Annotated in this window: 22 protein-coding genes and 2 tRNA genes; 12 read left to right on the top strand and 12 right to left on the bottom strand. The window is 30.3% G+C overall.

Annotated elements, in window-relative coordinates; all coding sequences use genetic code 11:
* The first annotated feature begins 596 nt into the window (after positions 1-596).
* The 5 genes from thrS to ACEQT4_RS11885 all read left to right on the top strand — a co-directional run bounded on the left by thrS (position 597) and on the right by ACEQT4_RS11885 (position 4729).
* Entirely contained in the window at positions 597-2531 is a 1935-nt protein-coding gene (gene thrS / locus ACEQT4_RS11905; protein ID WP_370227943.1) for a threonine--tRNA ligase, read from the top strand.
* A 70-nt stretch (positions 2532-2601) separates the two neighbouring features.
* Positions 2602-3111 carry a translation initiation factor IF-3 gene (infC, locus tag ACEQT4_RS11900; RefSeq protein WP_262497780.1) on the top strand — a complete coding sequence of 170 codons (510 nt, stop codon included), beginning with the start codon at positions 2602-2604 and terminating at the stop codon, positions 3109-3111.
* A gap of 59 nt (positions 3112-3170) precedes the next feature.
* Entirely contained in the window at positions 3171-3368 is a 198-nt protein-coding gene (rpmI, locus tag ACEQT4_RS11895) for a 50S ribosomal protein L35 (protein ID WP_027879972.1), read from the top strand.
* A gap of 98 nt (positions 3369-3466) precedes the next feature.
* Positions 3467-3811 (top strand): 50S ribosomal protein L20, encoded by a 345-nt coding sequence (rplT, locus tag ACEQT4_RS11890; protein WP_027879973.1) that lies wholly within the window; start codon positions 3467-3469, stop codon positions 3809-3811.
* A 102-nt stretch (positions 3812-3913) separates the two neighbouring features.
* Positions 3914-4729 (top strand): HAD family hydrolase, encoded by an 816-nt coding sequence (locus ACEQT4_RS11885; RefSeq protein WP_370227941.1) that lies wholly within the window; start codon positions 3914-3916, stop codon positions 4727-4729.
* On the opposite strand, the gene ACEQT4_RS11880 is transcribed toward ACEQT4_RS11885, so the two are convergent.
* From ACEQT4_RS11880 to tgt, 10 genes are all read right to left on the bottom strand, one after another.
* Positions 4722-5789 carry an adenylate/guanylate cyclase domain-containing protein gene (locus ACEQT4_RS11880; RefSeq protein ID WP_370227939.1) on the bottom strand — a complete coding sequence of 356 codons (1068 nt, stop codon included), beginning with the start codon at positions 5787-5789 and terminating at the stop codon, positions 4722-4724. The genes ACEQT4_RS11885 and ACEQT4_RS11880 overlap by 8 nt on opposite strands.
* A gap of 7 nt (positions 5790-5796) precedes the next feature.
* Positions 5797-6066, bottom strand: a complete 270-nt coding sequence (locus tag ACEQT4_RS11875; RefSeq protein ID WP_027879976.1) for an EF-hand domain-containing protein — start codon at positions 6064-6066, stop codon at positions 5797-5799.
* 58 nt (positions 6067-6124) lie between these two features.
* Entirely contained in the window at positions 6125-6550 is a 426-nt protein-coding gene (locus ACEQT4_RS11870; protein ID WP_370227937.1) for a secondary thiamine-phosphate synthase enzyme YjbQ, read from the bottom strand.
* A 7-nt stretch (positions 6551-6557) separates the two neighbouring features.
* Positions 6558-7742, bottom strand: coding sequence for an asparagine synthetase B (locus tag ACEQT4_RS11865; RefSeq protein WP_370227946.1), 1185 nt, complete (start codon positions 7740-7742; stop codon positions 6558-6560).
* A gap of 136 nt (positions 7743-7878) precedes the next feature.
* Positions 7879-8907, bottom strand: coding sequence for an AI-2E family transporter (locus ACEQT4_RS11860; protein WP_370227935.1), 1029 nt, complete (start codon positions 8905-8907; stop codon positions 7879-7881).
* Between the two features lie 31 nt (positions 8908-8938).
* On the bottom strand, positions 8939-10468 hold the full coding sequence (dnaB, locus tag ACEQT4_RS11855; RefSeq protein ID WP_027879980.1) for a replicative DNA helicase: 1530 nt from the start codon (positions 10466-10468) through the stop codon (positions 8939-8941).
* A gap of 254 nt (positions 10469-10722) precedes the next feature.
* A complete protein-coding gene (locus ACEQT4_RS11850; protein ID WP_106679641.1) occupies positions 10723-11676 on the bottom strand; it encodes an acetyl-CoA carboxylase carboxyltransferase subunit alpha in 954 nt (317 codons plus the stop codon).
* Between the two features lie 110 nt (positions 11677-11786).
* Complete coding sequence (locus ACEQT4_RS11845; RefSeq protein ID WP_370227932.1) at positions 11787-12695, bottom strand: DMT family transporter; 909 nt, start codon at positions 12693-12695, stop codon at positions 11787-11789.
* On the bottom strand, positions 12682-13755 hold the full coding sequence (locus tag ACEQT4_RS11840) for an LptF/LptG family permease (RefSeq protein WP_027879983.1): 1074 nt from the start codon (positions 13753-13755) through the stop codon (positions 12682-12684). The genes ACEQT4_RS11845 and ACEQT4_RS11840 overlap by 14 nt, the downstream gene beginning before the upstream one ends.
* Positions 13756-13758: 3 nt before the next feature.
* A complete protein-coding gene (gene tgt, locus ACEQT4_RS11835; RefSeq protein WP_223076447.1) occupies positions 13759-14889 on the bottom strand; it encodes a tRNA guanosine(34) transglycosylase Tgt in 1131 nt (376 codons plus the stop codon).
* Positions 14890-15103: 214 nt separating this feature from the next.
* Between tgt and ACEQT4_RS11830 the strand changes: the two genes are divergently transcribed.
* From ACEQT4_RS11830 to ACEQT4_RS11820, 3 genes are all read left to right on the top strand, one after another.
* Positions 15104-15955 carry a transketolase gene (locus ACEQT4_RS11830; protein WP_255593147.1) on the top strand — a complete coding sequence of 284 codons (852 nt, stop codon included), beginning with the start codon at positions 15104-15106 and terminating at the stop codon, positions 15953-15955.
* A 13-nt stretch (positions 15956-15968) separates the two neighbouring features.
* Positions 15969-16925, top strand: coding sequence for a transketolase family protein (locus tag ACEQT4_RS11825; RefSeq protein WP_370227930.1), 957 nt, complete (start codon positions 15969-15971; stop codon positions 16923-16925).
* Between the two features lie 126 nt (positions 16926-17051).
* A complete protein-coding gene (locus ACEQT4_RS11820) occupies positions 17052-17672 on the top strand; it encodes an outer membrane beta-barrel protein (protein WP_370227928.1) in 621 nt (206 codons plus the stop codon).
* Positions 17673-17738: 66 nt separating this feature from the next.
* On the opposite strand, the gene ACEQT4_RS11815 is transcribed toward ACEQT4_RS11820, so the two are convergent.
* Positions 17739-18806: an FKBP-type peptidyl-prolyl cis-trans isomerase gene (locus ACEQT4_RS11815; protein ID WP_370227926.1), complete on the bottom strand. Its 1068-nt coding sequence runs from the start codon at positions 18804-18806 to the stop codon at positions 17739-17741.
* An 80-nt stretch (positions 18807-18886) separates the two neighbouring features.
* On the opposite strand from ACEQT4_RS11815, the gene ACEQT4_RS11810 reads away from it, so the two are divergent.
* Together ACEQT4_RS11810 and ACEQT4_RS11805 are read left to right on the top strand one after the other, a co-directional pair.
* On the top strand, positions 18887-19261 hold the full coding sequence (locus ACEQT4_RS11810; protein ID WP_370227924.1) for an RNA-binding S4 domain-containing protein: 375 nt from the start codon (positions 18887-18889) through the stop codon (positions 19259-19261).
* The gene (locus ACEQT4_RS11805; protein WP_370227922.1) at positions 19262-19765 is read left to right on the top strand and encodes a phosphoribosyltransferase family protein; all 504 of its coding nucleotides are present in this window, start codon (positions 19262-19264) and stop codon (positions 19763-19765) included.
* Here ACEQT4_RS11805 and ACEQT4_RS11800 read toward each other — a convergent pair.
* The gene (locus tag ACEQT4_RS11800) at positions 19757-20272 is read right to left on the bottom strand and encodes a shikimate kinase (protein ID WP_370227920.1); all 516 of its coding nucleotides are present in this window, start codon (positions 20270-20272) and stop codon (positions 19757-19759) included. The genes ACEQT4_RS11805 and ACEQT4_RS11800 overlap by 9 nt on opposite strands.
* Positions 20273-20399: 127 nt before the next feature.
* Here ACEQT4_RS11800 and ACEQT4_RS11795 point away from each other — a divergent pair.
* Positions 20400-20472 (top strand) — tRNA-Lys (locus ACEQT4_RS11795).
* A 57-nt stretch (positions 20473-20529) separates the two neighbouring features.
* Positions 20530-20615 (top strand) — tRNA-Leu (locus tag ACEQT4_RS11790).
* Positions 20616-20709: the final 94 nt, after the last annotated feature.

Below are 20709 nucleotides of genomic sequence, written 5' to 3'. Positions count from 1 at the left end.
ATTTCCTAAGCGGGTGCAAATATAAAACAAGTTTTTAAACCTTGCAAACTTTTTTTAAAAAAATTTAAAATTTATTTTTTCACCGTTTTGCTTAATCAATATTTTATCTAGAACTTTCTCGAAATCTCATCCCTGATTGCTCAGTTGTTATTGTTTCGGGGTGCAAATATAAGACCCTTTTTCATTCCCACAACCCTTTTTTGAAACTTTTTTTGCTTTTTTTTTACTCTTGCTTTTTAACGCCTTGTTTTCAGCGTTTTACAACTTAACTTTTTTTATCTTTTTTTCAAATCTGATTTTTCAACCTATATAATACACTTAATGCTCCTTTTAAATCTTATACTTTTATGTAGAGTATACATATATTGTTACGCACTATATGTTATATAACTCAAATTAACACTCCTCTTATATTATACTTTTAATTTATAATTAGGAATTACTCTTGTTAATATTAAGGAAGACTCTAAAATATCTTGCTTATATTTATTCGATATGAAATAATACCACATAATAAACTAATGATATTGTTACATACATTTATATTGCTTCTCTATTATTATACTATTATATTTGTATCCTAATTTAAATAATTCATGATAAATATTACTTTACCTGATGGTAGTGTTAAAGCCTTTAATATAGGATCTACCCCAATGGATGTTGCTAAAAGCATTAGTGAAGGTTTAGCTAGAAACGTAATTTCAGCAAACTTTAATGGTACAACTATAGAAACTTCTACAGAATTAGCCACAGATGGTTCTCTTGTGCTTTACACCTGGAATGATGATGAGGGTAAAAAAGCATTCTGGCATAGTTCTGCGCATGTACTTGCTCAAGCTTTAGAAGAATTATATCCTGGATGCAAGTTAACCATAGGTCCTGCTATAGATAATGGCTTTTATTATGATGTCGATTTTGGAGAGAACGTGGTTAGTGATAAAGATTTTAAAAGTATAGAAAATAAAATGCTTGAAATTGCTAGAGGTAAACATAATTTTAATATGCGTACTGTTAGTAAATCTGATGCACTATCTTTATATAAAGACAATATATATAAGACAGAATTAATAAAAAATTTAGAGGATGGCGAAATAACATTTTGTGATCACTCTACTTTTACAGATTTATGTCGAGGAGGACACATTCCTAATACTGGTATTATAAAAGCTGTCAAAATATTGTCTGTTGCAGGAGCTTATTGGCGTGGTGATGAAAACAACCCTCAATTAACACGTGTATATGGTATTTCATTTCCTAAACAAAAGGATTTAAAAGAATATTTGGAACTTTTAGAAGAAGCTAAAAAGCGTGACCATAGAAAACTTGGTAAAGAATTAGGATTATTTGCTTTTTCACAAAAGGTAGGACAAGGTTTACCTTTATGGCTCCCTAAAGGTGCTGCTTTAAGAGAACGATTAGAAAACTTCTTAAAAGCTGCTCAAAAAAAAGCTGGTTATGAGATGGTTGTCACACCTCATATTGGTCAAAAAGAACTTTATGTTACTTCTGGTCATTACGCCAAATACGGTGAAGATAGTTTTCAACCAATAACAACACCTAAAGAAGATGAGGAATTCTTATTAAAACCAATGAATTGCCCTCATCACTGCGAAATATACAACAACACACAATGGTCCTATAAAGATTTACCAAAACGTTTTGCCGAGTTTGGGACTGTATATAGATATGAACAAAGCGGAGAATTACATGGATTAACACGTGTAAGAGGCTTTACTCAAGATGATGCGCATATTTTCTGTACGCCAGACCAATTGGATCAAGAGTTTAAAAATGTAATAGACTTAGTGTTATATGTATTTGGATCTTTAGGATTTGAAAACTTTACAGCGCAAGTATCTTTACGTGATCCAGAAAAACCAGAAAAATACATAGGAAGTGACGAAAATTGGGAGAAAGCAGAAAAAGCAATCCTAAATGCAACAAAAGAGAAAAATTTAAATTATATTATAGAAACAGGTGAAGCTGCCTTTTACGGACCTAAACTAGATTTTATGGTAAAAGACGCTTTAGGTAGACAATGGCAATTAGGGACTATACAAGTAGACTATAATTTACCAGAACGATTTGACCTTACATATAAAGGAAGTGATAACGAATCGCACAGACCTGTAATGATTCACCGTGCACCGTTTGGAAGTCTAGAAAGATTTATAGCAATATTACTAGAACATACAGGAGGAAATTTCCCACTTTGGTTAATGCCAACACAAGTTTCTGTGTTAACTCTTAGTGAAAAATATGAAAATTACGGTCAAAATGTTTTAACTTTGCTAGAAAATCACGAAATTCGCGCCCTTGTAGATAATAGAAGCGAGACTATTGGTAAAAAGATTAGAGAGGCAGAAATGAATAAAACGCCTTACATGATTATCATAGGAGAGCAAGAAGAAAAAGAAAATAAAATTTCTGTAAGACAACACGGAGGTGAAGATTTAGGCACGATTAGTGTAGATGAATTTGCAGAAATTATTAAAAAAGAAATTAATAAAACAAAAAAACAATTTTAAATTTAAGTTTAACTAAAAACGAAAAGCCATAGCAATACGTAGAAAAAGATCAAGAGGACCAGCAAGAGTTATTAAAGAAGACCAACACAGAATTAACTCTAAAATTAGAGCAGAAAAAGTACGTGTAGTCGGAGATAATGTAGAAGTAGGTATTTACCCAATTAAAAAAGCTTTAGCAATAGCCGAAGAGCAAGAACTTGATTTGGTAGAAATCTCACCTAAAGCAGATCCACCAGTTTGTAAAGTAATGGATTATAAGAAATTTCTTTACGAACAGAAAAAACGTGAAAAAGCTTTAAAAGCTAAAGCATCTAAAGTTGTTATTAAAGAAATAAGATTTGGTCCTCAAACAGACGACCATGATTATGAATTTAAGAAAAAACACGCAGAAAAATTTTTAAAAGACGGTGCAAAACTAAAAGCATTTGTATTCTTTAAAGGACGTTCTATAGTGTTTAAAGAGCAAGGACAAATACTATTATTACGTTTAGCTCAAGATTTAGAAGAATTTGGAAAAGTAGAACAAATGCCTAAACTTGAAGGAAAACGTATGACAATGTTTATTGCTCCAAAAAAATAATTAAACTCTTAATAAGAGTCAAAATAATATAAGCGAAATAATAAAAACTAGGAAACAAAATGCCTAAAATGAAAACAAAATCTAGTGCTAAGAAGCGTTTTAAGCTTACTGGTACTGGTAAAATTAAAAGAAAGCACGCGTTTAAAAGTCACATCTTAACAAAGAAGTCTAAAAAACGTAAGTTAGCTTTAACTCACGATGCATTAGTACATGATGCAGATGAGAACAATGTTAAAATCATGTTACGTTTAAAGTAACAAGACTTTAACCGGTTAAAATTATTTATAAACCCTGGAGTTAGGCTCAATCAAAGTGTTAAACAATTAACCGCCTACTACAAAAAAACAATTAAATTATGCCTAGATCAGTAAATTCTGTAGCTAAAAGAGCCAGAAGAAAAAAGGTGCTTAAACAAGCAAAAGGTTACTTTGGACGTCGTAAAAACGTTTGGACAGTAGCAAAAAATGCGGTTGACAAAGCTATGCAATATGCATACAGAGACCGTAGAAACAAAAAAAGAACATTCCGTGCATTATGGATTACGCGTATTAACGCAGGTGCAAGATTACACGGTATGTCTTATTCTCAGTTTATGGGTAAATTAAAAGCTAATAATATCGAATTAAACCGTAAGGTTTTAGCAGATTTAGCTATGAACAACCCAGAAGCTTTTGAAGCAATTGTGAATAAAGTAAAATAAGGCTTTTTGCCAATTGTATAACAATACTTCGCTTATATAAATTAAATCCGATTCTTTTTTGAATCGGATTTTTTTATTCACCTAACTTTAAAAATTGAATTTATGAAATTATCTCTAGTCAAACTTGTAGTTTCTGATATGGATGGTACATTACTAAATAATCAAGGAGAAGTAAGTCAAAACTTTTTTAACTTATTTGAAGCTTTAAAAAAAGAAAACATACACTTTGTTGCTGCAAGTGGTAGACAGTATTTTAGTATTACAGATAAGCTTAATGGTATAACAAACGACATTACCATTATTGCAGAAAATGGAGCTATAACCAAACAACAAGGTAAAGATTTGCTTTTAATCAAAATTCCTAAAGAAGAAATAAAAGATTTAATTTTACTACTAAGATCTTTTGATGATATTGAAATTGTTCTTTGCGGAAAAAAGTCTGCTTATATCGAAACAAAAAATGAAAGTTTTATAAACTTCTTCAAGGAATTTTACACCAAATACAGACAAGTAGAAGATTTAACAACTATTGATAATGATGACTTTTTAAAAATAGCCGTTTACTGTAAACATGGATCTGAAGAACAATTATACCCGCATGTAAAACATCTAGAAACAGATTATAAAGTAAAAGTTTCTGGTCAAGTTTGGCTAGATATTTCTCATCAAAATGCTAATAAAGGTTTTGCTTTATCAAAACTTCAAAATAATCTAGGTATAACTAGAGAAGAAACAATGGTTTTTGGAGATTATAATAATGATTTAGAAATGATAGAACGTTCCTACTTTAGCTATGCTATGGAAAACGCACATCCAAATGTAAAAAAAGCAGCTAGATTTATAACAAAAAGCAATAATGAAGCTGGTGTAGAGATGGTATTAGCTTCACTATTAGAAAAAATAAAACTTTCTAAATAAGGTTAACAGCATATATTTTCACTAGTTCTTCTTTTCCTTTTAAAGGAATTTCACCTATTGACTTTATATCATATTTCTGAAGGTTATACATGGTTTTGTATAAACTTTCAGAAATTAATAATGATTGTTCATACTTATTACACTCGCCTTGTATTCTTGCTGTGGTATTAATAACATCACCGTGATAAGCAATTTCCTTTTTTACAGTACCAACTTCTGTTACTATTAATTTACCGCCATGTAAACCTGCTTTAAATGTTGGTATTATTCCAAATTGTTTTAAATACCATTTCTCCTTTTTTTTAAGTACTTCTTTATATTTGTAAAACAGTTTTATACAATTATTATGATTTATACCTCTTTTGTAAGTCCAACTTAATACAGCTTCATCCCCTACATATTGATAGATTTCTGCATCGTACCGTCCAATAACTCGGTTTAAATCATAAAAACAGCTTTGTATTAATTTACTGTATTTATAATGTCCTAATTGTTCAGCTAACGTGGTCGAATCTTTTAAATCTAAAAACATAAAAACGCGTCGTTCTTCTCTTGGCTTTCTATATTTTCCTATTAAAAAATTAAAAAAGACACCTTGACCAAATTTTTCATTGGCTATTTTAATAAATGTAAATACTTGAGAGCAGATAATAAAATACCCAACCAATAACCAAAATACTTGGTTTTGTTGCCACCAACCTAAATCGTTAGATAAATTTAAATCTAGCTCTACTTCTGCTCTAGCATATATAATTGATAAGAACAAAATCATACCAACCAAATACACTAAGAATTTTAAAAAAATTATAATTGAAAGCGATAGGTTTTTAGCTACAAATTTATCAAAGACAAACTCTACAATAGCATACAAAAGACCTATAAGACCGCCTAAGTATAGCCCAAACTTTAAGAGTTTTGCAAAAGAAAAATCAGTTATTGCAATACCTTCTTCTGCTCCTATAGCAAAATATCTTATAGTGATAAATAAACAAAATGCTCCAGACCAGAATAAAGTGGTAGAAAATAGTAGTTTTATAAATTGAACAAAATAATATCTCAATTGTTTTTTATTTAGAAATCTCGTCTATTGCAGCCTTAAATTCTGCCCAATTTATTTGCTTGTCTCCATCTTTATCGTAACCTTCAATAAGCTTACTTGCAACAATACCTCTTATAAAACCACTAATTTCAGCTTGTTTTAAAAGTTCTTTAATTTCTGAAATAGATAATGTTTTATTACCATCTTTATCAAAAAAAGCAAATGCTTCTTCTGGAGTTTTAAAATGGTTAGTGATTAGTATTTCTATTTTTTTTAAAATGGTTTCCTTGGTTGACATATTACTTTCCTTTTTAATAAAGATACAAAATGAAAGTTTGCAAGATTGTAAAGAAACGTTAATTACCAAATACTGTTACTACAACTGTTCTACTACCTCCGTAATTACGATGTTCGCAAAGATAAATACCTTGCCAAATCCCTAAATTTACTTTTCCGTTTGTTATAGGAATAGTTACAGAAGCTCCAAATAATGACGCTTTAATATGTGCTGGCATATCATCTGAACCTTCATAAGTGTGTTTGTAATAAGGTTCATTTTCTGGAACAAAGGTATTAATGTAACTTTCAAAATCTACTCTAACCGTTGGATCTGCATTTTCATTTATGGTCAAACTTGCAGAAGTATGTTTAATAAATACCTGAAGTTGACCAATTTTTATACTTTGAATTTCAGTTGAAATTTGATCTAAAATTTCTGAAGTAATTAAATGAAATCCTCTTCTTTGCGAAGCTAAACTTATTTCTTTTTGAAAAAATTTCATCTAAAAATTAAGTTTTCTGCTTTTTCTTTTTTGCTGCAGGAAATAACACATTGTTTAAAATTAATCTGTAGCCAGGAGATGTAGGATGCAAATCTAATTCGGTTTTTGGATCACCAACTTTATGTGTATAATCTTCTGGGTCATGACCTCCATAAAACGTAAAAAAACCTTTACCTTTTATACCGTGAATATATTTTGCTTCTCCATTGGTCTTATTCTCGCCCATAACTAATACATTAGATTTTATTTCTTCTCTGTCAAAAGAAGTGGTTTGTCCCATAAAACCTTTAACCAACGCAGTATGATTTTGACATAACATGGTTGGAATTGGATCCCATTTTGCTGAAAAATCTATTAAAGAAAAGTAGTCTGTTTCTTTGGGTATTTTACGTTTTGTAGTCATATCTATACTAGAAAATTCGTAAACCAATGGGCTACGCTCTAAAGTAAAATCTTTAAAAGCAAAGGTTTTATTGAAATCAATTTTTGCTTGATAATTTGCATCGCTTGCATCGCCGTCAAACATTGGTTCGCAAATATCTACGCCGTCTGCAGATAATGCAATATCAAAACTATCTGTTGCGCTACACATAGCAAACATAAATCCGCCACCAACTACGTAATCTCTTATTTTTAAAGCTACATCTCGTTTTTCTTCAGAAACTTTTTTGTAACCTAATTTTGTAGCTAAGGCTTCTGCTGATTTTTTTTCTTCAATATACCAAGCAGCTTGTCTATATCTAGCATAAAATTTACCATATTGACCTGTAAAATCTTCATGATGAAGATGCAACCAGTCATAAAGTAATAATTCATCTTTTAAAACTTCTTCATCATAAACAGTTTCGTAAGGTATTTCTGCATAAGTTAATACCATTGTTACAGCATCGTCCCAAGGTAATTTTCCTTTAGGTGTATAAACAGCAATTTTAGGAGCTTTTTCTAAAACTACTGCTTCCATATTTTTACTTGGACTGCTTATTTCTTTTAAAATACTTTCGGCTTTAACATCAGAAATGACTTCAAAACTTACGCCTCTTATTTGACATTCGCGTTGAATTCTTTCTGAATCTGGTAATAAAAAAGAACCACCACGATAATTAAGTAACCACTTAACTTTTAGTTGCTGGCTTAAAGTCCAATACGTAATCCCGTAAGCTTTTAAGTGATTTTTTTGCGTATCTGCATCCATAGGAATTAGAACATATGACGCAAAACTTTGAAATGTGATTGATAAAAAAAGTATTAAAAAAAATGTTTTCTTCATAGATGAAAGATAAACAAAAAAAGTGCTTTTTTTAATTTTTTAATATCATTTTAAGTAAGGTTTAAGAACCTGAAAGTAAATCTGAAATTATTTTTGTTCGAGGAAACTGTTCTAAAATTATTTTAATAAAAACAGTAATAGGAATTGCCATGATTAAACCTGGTACGCCCCATATAAATCCCCAAAACATAAGCATTACTAAAACTGCAATAATATTTATAGAAAATGATTTTCCCATAAAAATTGGTTCTAAAATAGCGCCAAATAATATTTGAACAGATGTAATACAAATGATAAAGAAGAGTAAAACACTAGATATTTCTAATTCTACAAAAGCAAATATAGATAATAAAATTACGGTAATAAAAGAGCCTACCATTTGTACAAAATTGATAATAAATGCAAATAAGCCCCAAAATATAGGAAAACTAACATCAAAAAAGTAACATGCTAAACCAGTACCAACACCAGTAAGAAAACTAACTAAAAACTTAACTTTTATAAATTTTATTAAGTCTTTTTCAATCTTTCTAAACGTTTTTATAGAGGTGTGTTTTTGTTTTAATAGTGTTCTATTAATTAATCGCTCTACATTAATAGATTCTGCTAACCACAATACCACAAAAAATGTTGTAGTAAGTAAAGCTGTTAAAAACTTAGAAATAAAGCTAACTGTTGGAGATAAGTTATTTAAAATAACATCTTTATTTAAATACTTATTTATAGTTTTTACTCCTTCTACTTGTTGAATTCCAAAAAAAGATTCGAGGCTACCAACTAAACTATTTATTTTTAATTGAGCTTTATCAAAAAAGTGAGAATCTGAAGTTAATATTTCTTTACTTGATAATTTAATTAACTCTATCCCCATCCAAACTCCTGCAACTATAAGTAATAACACCAATACTATACTTAAATATTTAGGTACTTTGCGTCTTCTTAAATTTCTTAATATTGGTAAGAATAATAATGCAACAAACATTGAAAACACCAATGGAATGAAGATAAATGACAAAATCTTTAAAAGATAGAATAGTATTGGAATTACAATTATTAAAAGCAAATAATTGGTAGTTTTTATTTTATCCATCGTTGGTCGTTGTTGCTAAAAAATGTATTAATTAAAATGGTACATCATTATCTTCATCTGGTGCTCCAAAAGCATCATTAGCAGATGGGAAATTAGATTGTGGGAAAGGATCATCATTCGTTTCATTCATTTTACTATGATATTCTTGTCCAAAAGGTGTATCAAAGTCGTCTAAATTGTCAAACTTACCAAGATGACCAATAAATTTAAGCCTTATGTTTTCTAGTCCACCATTACGGTGTTTTGCAACAATAAATTCTGCTTGACCTTCTGTTGGTGATCGTTCTTCATCATCCCATTCGTCAATCTTATAATATTCTGGACGATAAATAAAACTTACAATATCTGCATCTTGCTCAATCGCTCCAGATTCACGTAAATCTGATAATAATGGACGTTTACTTCCTCCACGTGTTTCTACCGCACGAGATAACTGTGATAAAGCGATTACTGGTACACTTAACTCTTTAGCTAAAGCTTTTAAGTTACGTGAAATGGTTGAAATTTCTTGTTCACGGTTACCACCTGTACCAGACGCTGTCATTAACTGTAAATAATCAATAATAATCATTTTTATTCCATGTTGCGACGCTAGACGTCTAGCTTTTGCACGTAGGTCAAAAATTGAAAGCGAAGGTGTATCGTCAATAAAAAGTGGTGCTTTTTCTAAAGATTTTACTTTTACGTTAAGTTGTTCCCACTCGTGTTTTTCTAGTTTTCCTGTTCTTAATTTTTCTGAAGATAATCCTGTTTCACTAGAAATTAGACGAGTAATTAACTGTACAGATGCCATCTCTAATGAGAAAAACGCCACCGGTATGTTAGAGTTTACGGCAATATTACGAGCCATAGTTAGCGTTAATGCTGTTTTACCCATACCTGGTCTTGCTGCTACGATAATTAAATCACTTTCTTGCCAACCAGAAGTTAACTTATCTAGTTTATCGAAACCAGAAGGAATACCACTCATTCCTTCTTTTTTAGAGATTTCTTCAATTTTCTTTTTTGCTTGTATTACAAGATCTTGAGCAGTTTCACTAGATTTTTTAATGTTACCTTGTGTAACTTCGTATAATTTAGATTCTGCACTATCTAAGAGATCAAAAACATCTTTAGTTTCGTCATAGGCATCTTCAATAATTTCACTAGAAATTTTAATCAAGCTTCGCTGAATATATTTTTGCAAAATAATACGTGCATGAAACTCGATATGCGCAGAAGAAGATACTTTTTGCGTTAAAGATATTAAGTAAAAGTCACCACCAACCATATCTAACTTACCGTTAGTCTTTAATTGTGTTGAAACTGTTAATAAGTCTATTGGTTGGCTTTCTTGAAACAGCATAAAGATAGCTTCAAAAATGTGTTGATGTGCTTCTTTATAGAATGCTTCTGCGCTTAAAATATCAATAACTTCATCTACACCTTTTTTATCAATCATCATAGCACCTAAAACCACTTCTTCTAAGTCAATAGCTTGTGGTGGCACCTTACCTCTTTCTAGATTTATCAAGGTGCTTTTATCTACTTGGTAACCTTTTAATTGATTTGGTTGTTTCATTTATTGATATAAAATAATAGATTAAAATATAACGATTTACAGTTAATTTTTTGAGTGTAAATCTCAAGAAATTTGATTTTTTTTCGAGTTAACGAAAGTAAATAAATTGTTAAGAAAACCTTAATTAGAAATTGAGCTAATCTCAACAGGTCATTAACAATACGGTTGTTAATAACTCATTTTTTTTGTTAATAAGCACAAAAAAAATCTGAAACTCAAGTTTCAGATTTTTTGAGCAAATGATTTTATAAGGGTTAACCTTTAAATACTCCCATTTCAGAATATTTTTCAATTCTTTTATTTACTAAATCTTTTGGTGATAAGTTTTTAAACTCTTCATAAGCATCTTCAATTGCTTTGCTTACTGTTTTAAAAGTTGTCTCTCTATCTGTATGAGCACCACCTAATGGTTCTTTAATAATATCGTCAACTATCTTAACTTTTTTCATGTCTTTTGCTGTTAACTTCAAAGCTTCAGCTGCTTGCTCTTTAAATTCCCAGCTTCTCCATAAGATTGAAGAACAAGATTCTGGAGATATTACAGAATACCATGTATTTTCTAGCATCATAATTTTATCTCCTACACCAATACCCAATGCACCACCAGAAGCACCTTCACCAATAACTATTGTTATAATTGGTACTTTTAATCTAGTCATTTCTAAAATATTTCTTGCAATAGCTTCTCCTTGTCCACGCTCTTCTGCTTCTAATCCTGGATATGCACCTGGTGTATCTAAAAGTGTTACTACTGGTATTCCAAATTTTTCTGCAGATTTCATTAAGCGTAATGCTTTACGATATCCTTCTGGATTAGCCATACCAAAGTTACGGTATTGTCTTGTTTTGGTATTATATCCTTTTTGCTGACCAATAAACATATATGTTTGGTCTCCTATTTTACCTAATCCACCAATCATAGCCTTATCATCTTTAAAACTTCTATCTCCATGAAGTTCTAAAAAACTATCGCCACAAATAGCATTTATATAGTCTAATGTATAAGGTCTATTTGGATGACGTGATAGTTGCACACGCTGCCAAGGTGTAAGGTTTTTATAAATTTCTTTTTTTGTTGCTAGTAGCTTTTTTTCTATTTGTTTACATGTTTGAGTCACATCTACATCACTCTCTTCTCCAATGACTTGACACTTGTCTAATTGCTCTTCTAGCTCTTTAATTGGTAATTCAAATTCTAAATATTCCATAGGGAATGTGTCTTTTAGTTTATTTGTTAGCGCACAAAATTACATTTTTTTAGTTGAAATAAAGCCAATATTTTTAAAAATTGGCTTCTTTTGTACGTTAAAATATAGAGTTATAATGGTTTATGTTTTCTTTTTCTCTTTAAATATTTTAGGTTTTTTATAATTCCATTAAATAATACAACTGCAAGGATTACAAAAGCACCTATGTAAAACGAAGATGACATAATTTCGGTCTCAGGAAATAAAATTAATGCTAAAATTATCCCGTAAATTGGCTCTAAATTATAGGTTAAAACTACTGTATAAGGACTAATATAACGCATCACATAAACAGAAGCTATAAACGCATAAGCAGTACAGATAGAAGCCAATAAAAGTAAATATCCGATATCTGAAGCGTTTATACTAAAAAATGAAGCGGTAAAACCTTCTCCAAACAAAGCTATATATATTGTAATAAAAATAACACCGCTTAAAAACTCGTAAAAAGATATTTTGGTAGCCGAGTGTTGTTCTAAAAACTTTCCATTTAAAACTGCAAATAAAGAAGATAAGAATGCTGAGACAATTCCTAAAATCATTCCTTTTAAGTGTTGGATTTCACTTTGAACAATTAAATACACACCTAAAATAACAATAAGACCAAAAAATATCTCGTAAGGAATAATCTTTCTTTTATAAAAAATAGGCTCTAAAAATGAGGCAAAAAAAGCTCCTGTTGAAAACATAGCTAATGCAATTGAAATGTTAGCTACTTTTATTGCTCCATAAAAAGTTATCCAATGTAATGCAATTATGACTCCTGCTATACAAAGCTTAATTAATTCTTTTTTGGTTATTTGTAGATTTACCTTAAATAATTTTACATATGCTATCATTAGAATTGTTGCAAACAACATTCTATACCAAACTAAACTTACAGCATTAATAGAAATTAACTTACCTAATATTGCTGTAAAACCTGCTATAAAAACCAAGAAATGCAGGTGAAGATAGTTTTTTAATTTATCGTTTAGCATTTTGCAACAAGAAGAAAGCTAGAATACCGAATATAATATTTGGTAACCAAACTGCTAGTAATGGACTAAAGTCTGATTGAGATGCTAGTGTACCAAAAATTTTGTCAAAAAAGACAAATACCATTGCTATTGTTATACCTATTGCTAGGTTTACTCCCATTCCGCCACGACGTTTTCTTGATGACACCGCAACTGCAATTATAGTTAAGATAAATACTGATACAGGTAAGCTCCATTTTTGATATTTTGCTAAACGATATCTACCTAAAAATTTAGAACCTCGTTTTTCTTCACGTTCTATAAATCTTAAAAGTTGAGGATATGCTAAAGTTTCAGCAATAAAATCTTCTGGAGTTAAATCTTCTAAATCAAAAGGAAAAATAGTGTCTTTTCTTCTTTCTAGAATAATCTTATCATTTGTTTCTCCTATAATACGTTTTTCGTAATTTCTTAGAAGGTAAATAGAATCATCTTCTACATATCTAATGCTAGCTGCTGTTAACTTGTAAGTCATTTTATTATCTTCAAAATGTTCTAGAGTAAAATTTACTCCCATATTTTTTGAAGCATCAAAACTACTTACATAAATAATGTCGTTTTCGTTTATTTGCTTTAAAACATTTCTGTTGTTATTATTTTTTTTACCAGAAAGGTATTTATATTTAAAGTCATAAAAACCTTTACTTGCATTTGGAGCTAAATACATTCCCATTAGTATAGAAAACAACGCTACAATAACTCCACCTATTAAATATGGTCTTAAAAAACGAGTAAAAGAAACTCCTGAACTTAAAAAAGCAACAATTTCTGTATTGTTGGCTAATTTTGAAGTAAACCATATAACAGATAAAAATAAAAATAAAGGAAATAAAAGGTTAGCAAAATAGATTGTAAAATATAATAGATACATCATGACTTCTCCAAAAGGAGCTTCGTTTTCTATTATTTTCCCTATTTTTTCTGCTAAGTGAACTGTTATCCCAATAGGAACAAACAGAATTAACATCATTACAAATGTTAATAGATAGCGTTTTAATATGTACCAATCTAATATTTTCATGTATTACAAACGCTTGTCCATTTGTTTTACCATTTTATCTTTCCAGGTTCTAAAGTCTCCTGCTATAATGTGCTTTCTAGCTTCTCTAACTAACCATAGATAAAACCCTAGGTTATGTATAGTTGCTATTTGCTTCCCTAATAACTCATTTACATTAAAAAGGTGTCTTAAATAGGCTTTACTATATTCTGTATCTACAAAAGTAATACCCATTTCGTCTATTGGAGAAAAGTCGTCACGCCATTTTAAATTTTTGATGTTAATTGTGCCGTGAGCTGTAAACAGCATACCATTTCTTGCGTTTCTTGTTGGCATAACACAATCAAACATATCTACACCTAATGCAATATTTTCTAATATATTAATTGGTGTACCAACACCCATAAGGTAACGTGGTTTATCTTCTGGAAGGATGTCTGTTACTACTTCTGTCATAGCGTACATTTCTTCTGCAGGTTCTCCAACAGAAAGTCCTCCTATTGCATTCCCTTCTGCTCCTACACCAGCAATATACTCTGCAGATTGCTTACGTAAATCTTTATAGGTACTACCTTGAACAATTGGAAAAAATGCTTGAGAGTAGTCGTATTTAAAAGGTGTTTTCTTTAAATGTGTTAAACAACGCTCTAACCAACGATGGGTCATATGCATAGATCGTTTTGCGTAGTTATAATCACATGGATATGGTGTACACTCGTCAAACGCCATAATAATATCTGCACCAATGGTACGTTGTATTTCCATTACATTTTCTGGAGTAAATGTGTGGTAACTACCATCAATATGACTTTTAAATTTTACACCTTCTTCTTTTATCTTTCGATTAGCTGATAAAGAATATACTTGATATCCTCCAGAATCGGTTAAGATATTTCTGTCCCAATTCATAAATTTATGCAAACCACCAGCTTTTTCTAAAATATCAGTTTGTGGTTTTAAGTATAAGTGGTAAGTATTACCTAAAATGATATCAGGATTAATCTCTTCTTTTAATTCTCTTTGGTGTACTCCTTTTACAGAAGCAACAGTACCAACAGGCATAAAAATTGGTGTTTCTATAACACCATGGTCTGTTTTTATTACTCCTGCTCTAGCTTTACTTTGAGTATCTTTAGCTTTTAAATCGAAAGTCATATATGTGTAAAATCTTCAGCTAGCAAATATAACCAAGAATTAGACAATGGGTCTTAAATAGATTATAAAATTTAAACTGAATATTTAGTTTTTTATTTTAAAATCTAAATATTGTTAGCAAAATATGAAAATAAGTTAATAACTGCGTTTTTTCTATTTTGATAAGGTGATTTAATATCATAATTTTGACCCCATAAACAACACGATTAACAAAATTAAAATGGCAAGTACACAACAATTAAATGATTTAACAACACAAGTACGCAGAGATATTTTGCGTATGGTACACAAAGTTAATTCTGGTCATCCTGGAGGATCTTTAGGTTGCGCAGAATTTTTTGTAGCGCTTTATAATGAAATTATGGAGCGTAAAGAAGGCTTTGACATGGATGGTAAAAATGAAGATTTATTTTTCTTATCCAATGGACATATCTCACCTGTATATTACAGTGTACTAGCTAGAGCTGGATACTTTCCTGTTGATGAGCTTAACACGTTTAGACTAATAGACTCTAGACTACAAGGTCATCCAACAACTCACGAAGGTTTACCTGGTATTAGAATTGCTTCAGGATCACTGGGTCAAGGTATGTCTGTAGCTATTGGTGCTGCAGAAGCTAAAAAATTAAATAAGGACAACCATTTAATTTATAGTCTTCATGGTGATGGCGAATTACAAGAAGGACAAAACTGGGAAGCTATTATGTATGCTGCTGCTAATAAAGTAGATAATTTAATTGCTACCGTAGACTTAAACGGTCAGCAAATAGATGGATCTACAGATCAAGTTTTAAACTTAGGTAGCGTAAGAGCAAAATTTGAAGCTTTTGGTTGGACTGTTGTAGAGATTGAAAACGGAAACAATATAGAAGCTATATTAGAAGGAATGACTAAAGCTAAAACCTTAACTGGTCAAGAAAAACCAGTTTGTGTTTTACTTAAAACCGTAATGGGTAATGGTGTAGACTTTATGATGCATACACATGCTTGGCATGGTAAAGCACCTAATGACGAACAATTAGAAATAGGATTAAACCAAAACCCAGAAACACTAGGAGACTACTAAACAGCACAAAACAATGACAAAAACATACACAAATACAGGAAGTAAAGATACACGCTCTGGTTTTGGAGCTGGATTAACAGAATTAGGAAAATCTAACGAAAATGTAGTTGCACTATGTGCAGATCTTACAGGATCATTAAAAATGGATGAGTTTAAAGCAAACCATCCAGAACGTTTTTTTCAAGTAGGTATCGCAGAAGCAAACATGATTGGTATGGCTGCTGGTTTAACTATTGGAGGCAAAATACCTTTTACTGGTACATTTGCTAACTTCTCTACAGGTCGTGTTTACGATCAAATTAGACAAAGTGTTGCATACTCAGGTAAAAATGTAAAAATATGTGCATCTCACGCAGGTATAACTTTAGGTGAAGATGGCGCAACACACCAAATATTAGAAGACATAGGTTTAATGAAAATGTTACCAGGAATGGTAGTCATTAATCCATGTGATTATAATCAAACTAAAGCTGCTACAATAGCTATTGCAGAATACGAAGGTCCTGTTTATTTACGTTTTGGTAGACCAAAAGTAGCAAATTTTACTCCAGAAGATCAGAAGTTTGAAATAGGAAAAGCACTACACTTACTATCTGGTACAGACGTAACTATTGTTGCAACAGGACACTTAGTTTGGGAAGCGTTAGAAGCTGCAAAAACTTTAAATGAAAAAGGAATTTCTGCAGAAGTTATAAATATTCATACCATTAAACCTTTAGATGATAAAGCTATTTTAGATTCTGTAACAAAAACTGGATGTATAGTAACTGCAGAAGAACATAATTATTTAGGAGGTTTAGGTGAAAGTGTTGCACGTGTTTTAGCACAACACAAACCAACTCCGCAAGAGTTTATTGCTACAAATGACACTTTTGGAGAATCTGGTACACCTGCTCAGTTAATGGACAAATACGGATTAAATGCAGATGCAATTGTTAAAGCTTCTGAAAAAGTAATTAAAAGAAAATAATTAAGTTAATACTTTAATTAATTTAAAGGCTTAAAACAATTGTTTTAAGCCTTTTTTAATTTAAGCTTAAAAATAATTTGGCACAATTTTCGTTTAAAAAAGTATTCACATCAAAAAACAACTATTATGAAAATTCTAAACAGTGAAAACAGAACAGAAAGATTTAAACTTATAATTTTTTCTTTAGTATTATTATCTTCAATATCAATTTACGCACAAACAAATAGCGGATTTGGCTTTAAAGGTGGCTTAAATTATAATGGTAACGGTGATTACTTTGAATCTGTTTCTAATAATTATCAAAACCCTGATAGAACTATTGGTTACCATGTTGGTGTTTTTGGTAAAATAGGTAAACAACTTTACTTTAGACCAGAACTTGTTTACACATCTACTAAAAGTGATTATAATGCAGGTGATTTTGATTTAAAGAAGCTAGATATGCCATTATTAGTTGGTGTAAAAGTATTAGGGCCAATTCACGTTTTTGGTGGACCAAGCCTACAATATATCTTAGATTCTGATTTTGAAAATGCTACAGTTAGCAATATTGAAGATGATTTTTCTGTAGGGTTAAACTTTGGCGTAGGCTTAAGTTTTAATAATATTGGTGTAGATTTAAGATACGAACGTGGTTTTAATGATAACGAAGCTACTATAATTAATAATAACATAACCCTTAATAATCCTAACAGATTAGACACAAGACCAGAACAACTTATTTTAAGTTTATCTATTATGTTATAATAAAACATGTTATAAACAAAAAAAGCCACTTACTAAAAGTGGCTTTTTTTTTATTTTATATAGACATTACATTGATGGATCCAAATAATCTGGTGTACCATCATTATTACTATCTGTTAATATCGTTGTGTGTAGTCTATAATTACCTGTCGCTGAAACAAACTCTATTTTAACAAAAACTTCATTTTCGGCAGCATTATTATCATAAAAAGCTTGCGCTTCAGCTTTTGTTGTAAAAGGCGCCATACTATTATCTTCCTCGTATTGCATTGGCTCCACTTCATCTGCTGTTAAAATTTCATCTCCATCATCATCTATATCTATAAAGTTAGCTATACCATCTCCATCAGTATCATCATTGTAACCATCACCGTCTTGATCTAAATCTTCTATATAAGAAGGAATATTATCTTGATCAAAATCTGTATGATTTCTTTCAATAATATTTAATTTAAATAATATTGGAGAGTATGCGTCTATTCCTGTTACAAAATTTGAAAAATATGCTAATCCAGAAGGTATAAACACAACTCCTTTACCTTGACCTGTTATATTTACAGTTCCGTCATTATTTTCTGAATAATTAGATGCTGTTTTAAATTCAATTACACCTTCTCTAAATCCAGTTACAACACCATTTACAATTGTACCACTAGCATTATATCCTGTTGTTAAATTAAGGTTTGTAGGGTTAACATTAAAATCAAAAGACTCTCCATCTAAAGTTTCTCCTCTGTAAGTAACAACTGCTCTATCTAAAGGATTTATAGTATTACCTAAACCTTCTCTTAATGACAATATGTACAACTTGTAATCAATACCGTTTTGTTCTACAATTTTATAAGTTAATTCTGGTCTATCAATTAATGCATCTGCATTAGGATTTGAGTCATCTATAAGAGTAAACTCTACTTCAAAATCATCATTTGATGGATTATACGGATCAGAAAAATCAAATTCTTCGTAGTTATAGGTATAGTTTGATAAAAACTCTTCTATTTCTAAAATATTTTCATTGTAAACTTCTGTTTCATCTCTCTCTTCAATTATGGTAGTATTATCATCATCATCATTACACGCAAAATTAAATATTGCTAATAGTAAAACAGCTAAAGTGATTTTTCTTAAATTCATTATTGTTATTTTTGAGCTTGCAAGATACATTTTAATAGTATTTTGCACAATAACGTTAACGTCTATTTTAGATTTTTTGTATGAGAGTTGATAAATATTTATGGTGTGTAAGGTATTATAAAACAAGAAACCAAGCTTCTATTGCTTGTAAAAAAGGTCATGTTAGGGTAAATGGTGATATTGCTAAACCAAGTAAAGAAGTATATGCTACAGATAAAATAGAGCTAAGAAAAAATCAGGTAAATTATCAAGTTACCGTTCTTGATATCCCTAAGAATCGTGTCGGAGCTAAAATTGTTGATATTTACAGATTAGATACTACACCAAAATCTGCTTTTGAAACTCAAGAATTACTTAAATTAGCAAAAGATTATTACAGAAAAAAAGGAAGTGGTCGTCCAACCAAAAAAGACAGGAGAGATTTGGACGATTTGGATTATAAAAACCAACAATAAATGACAACTTTAAATAATATTATATTAACAGCTTCAGAAATTGATCAAAAATTAACCCGCATTGCTTATCAAATTTATGAAGCAAATGTTGGCGAAAGCGAAATAATCTTAGCCGGAATAGAGGCTAATGGCTATATTCTTGCTAAAAAACTAAAAACAAAACTTACTAAAATATCTCCTATTAATCCTGTTTTATGTAAGGTTACTATTGATAAGAAAAAACCATTAAATCCAATTGGGACTTCTATCAAAGCAGAAGATTACACTAATAAATCTATTGTATTAATAGATGATGTTTTAAACTCTGGATCTACATTAATCTATGGTGTTAAACATTTTCTGGATGTACCTTTAAAACAATTTAAAACTGCTGTTTTAGTAAATAGAAATCATAAAAAATTTCCTGTAAAAGCAGATTTTAAAGGTATTTCTCTCTCTACTTCTTTAAATGAACATGTACAAGTAGATCTAAAAGATAACGATTGGAAAGCTTACTTAGAATAGTTTAAGAATTATTTTTTCTGCTATATCTTCTATTCTTTCTGAAGCATTAATCCTAAAATCGGCCATATTATAAAAATAAGAACGTTCAAAAAGATGTTTTGCTATAAACTCTTTTATATCTTCTTCATCATTAAGATGACTAATTAAAGGGCGTGTATTATCTTTTAATAATCGCTGCGTTAAAACATCTAAATTTACGTTTAAATATATGGTTTTGGTATTAGTTTTACTTTTTAACCATTCCATAGTATCGTAAAAACATGGTGTTCCTCCTCCTAAAGAAAGCACATAATTTTCTTTATTATTAACTATTTCTTTTAAAGCTGTGTTTTCTAATTTTCTAAAATAAATCTCTCCTTTTTGACTAAATATTTCTTTTACAGATAAGTTTTCTTTTTTTTCAATGTAATTATCCAAGTCAATAAAGCTATAATTCAACACTTTAGCTAAATAATTACCTATTGTAGACTTCCCTGAAGCCATATATCCTATTAAAATCAAATTCATCTTAAGTCTTATTTACTGATTATAAACGTCTTATCGTAAAGTGCAGCAAAAAAACAAAAAAAAATGCAATTTAGGGTTGGAATATTAATAAAAGCTCTTATATTTGCACCCGCAAACAACAAACAATGACCGGGTAGCTCAGTTGGTAGAGCATCTCCCTTTTAAGGAGAGGGTCCTGGGTTCGAGCCCCAGCCCGGTCACAAAAAAAAGTTAAGCTTAAAAGCTTAACTTTTTTTTTATCTTTATTTTAAAATTTAGCGCACGTGGCGGAATTGGTAGACGCGCTAGCTTGAGGGGCTAGTGATTGTTATTAATCGTGGAAGTTCGAGTCTTCTCGTGCGCACTACTACTCCTTAAAATCTTTTATTTTGTCTTCATTAGTTTTTAATTGTTAATTATTTCAAAAAAATAAATTGTTTTTTATCAGTTTTACGTTT

The sequence above is a fragment of the Mesoflavibacter sp. genome, assembly GCF_964226795.1.
Lineage (GTDB): Bacteria > Bacteroidota > Bacteroidia > Flavobacteriales > Flavobacteriaceae > Mesoflavibacter > Mesoflavibacter zeaxanthinifaciens.
This window is presented reverse-complemented; position numbering and strand designations above follow the sequence as displayed.

Coding starts and splice junctions, on each gene's coding strand:
- thrS (WP_370227943.1), top strand. CDS start 597: ATGATAAATATTACTTTACCTGATGGTAGTGTTAAAGCCTTTAATATA.
- rpmI (WP_027879972.1), top strand. CDS start 3,171: ATGCCTAAAATGAAAACAAAATCTAGTGCTAAGAAGCGTTTTAAGCTT.
- rplT (WP_027879973.1), top strand. CDS start 3,467: ATGCCTAGATCAGTAAATTCTGTAGCTAAAAGAGCCAGAAGAAAAAAG.
- ACEQT4_RS11885 (WP_370227941.1), top strand. CDS start 3,914: ATGAAATTATCTCTAGTCAAACTTGTAGTTTCTGATATGGATGGTACA.
- ACEQT4_RS11875 (WP_027879976.1), bottom strand. CDS start 6,066: ATGTCAACCAAGGAAACCATTTTAAAAAAAATAGAAATACTAATCACT.
- ACEQT4_RS11870 (WP_370227937.1), bottom strand. CDS start 6,550: ATGAAATTTTTTCAAAAAGAAATAAGTTTAGCTTCGCAAAGAAGAGGA.
- ACEQT4_RS11865 (WP_370227946.1), bottom strand. CDS start 7,742: ATGGATGCAGATACGCAAAAAAATCACTTAAAAGCTTACGGGATTACG.
- ACEQT4_RS11860 (WP_370227935.1), bottom strand. CDS start 8,907: ATGGATAAAATAAAAACTACCAATTATTTGCTTTTAATAATTGTAATT.
- dnaB (WP_027879980.1), bottom strand. CDS start 10,468: ATGAAACAACCAAATCAATTAAAAGGTTACCAAGTAGATAAAAGCACC.
- ACEQT4_RS11850 (WP_106679641.1), bottom strand. CDS start 11,676: ATGGAATATTTAGAATTTGAATTACCAATTAAAGAGCTAGAAGAGCAA.
- ACEQT4_RS11845 (WP_370227932.1), bottom strand. CDS start 12,695: ATGCTAAACGATAAATTAAAAAACTATCTTCACCTGCATTTCTTGGTT.
- ACEQT4_RS11840 (WP_027879983.1), bottom strand. CDS start 13,755: ATGAAAATATTAGATTGGTACATATTAAAACGCTATCTATTAACATTT.
- tgt (WP_223076447.1), bottom strand. CDS start 14,889: ATGACTTTCGATTTAAAAGCTAAAGATACTCAAAGTAAAGCTAGAGCA.
- ACEQT4_RS11825 (WP_370227930.1), top strand. CDS start 15,969: ATGACAAAAACATACACAAATACAGGAAGTAAAGATACACGCTCTGGT.
- ACEQT4_RS11820 (WP_370227928.1), top strand. CDS start 17,052: ATGAAAATTCTAAACAGTGAAAACAGAACAGAAAGATTTAAACTTATA.
- ACEQT4_RS11815 (WP_370227926.1), bottom strand. CDS start 18,806: ATGAATTTAAGAAAAATCACTTTAGCTGTTTTACTATTAGCAATATTT.
- ACEQT4_RS11810 (WP_370227924.1), top strand. CDS start 18,887: ATGAGAGTTGATAAATATTTATGGTGTGTAAGGTATTATAAAACAAGA.
- ACEQT4_RS11805 (WP_370227922.1), top strand. CDS start 19,262: ATGACAACTTTAAATAATATTATATTAACAGCTTCAGAAATTGATCAA.
- ACEQT4_RS11800 (WP_370227920.1), bottom strand. CDS start 20,272: ATGAATTTGATTTTAATAGGATATATGGCTTCAGGGAAGTCTACAATA.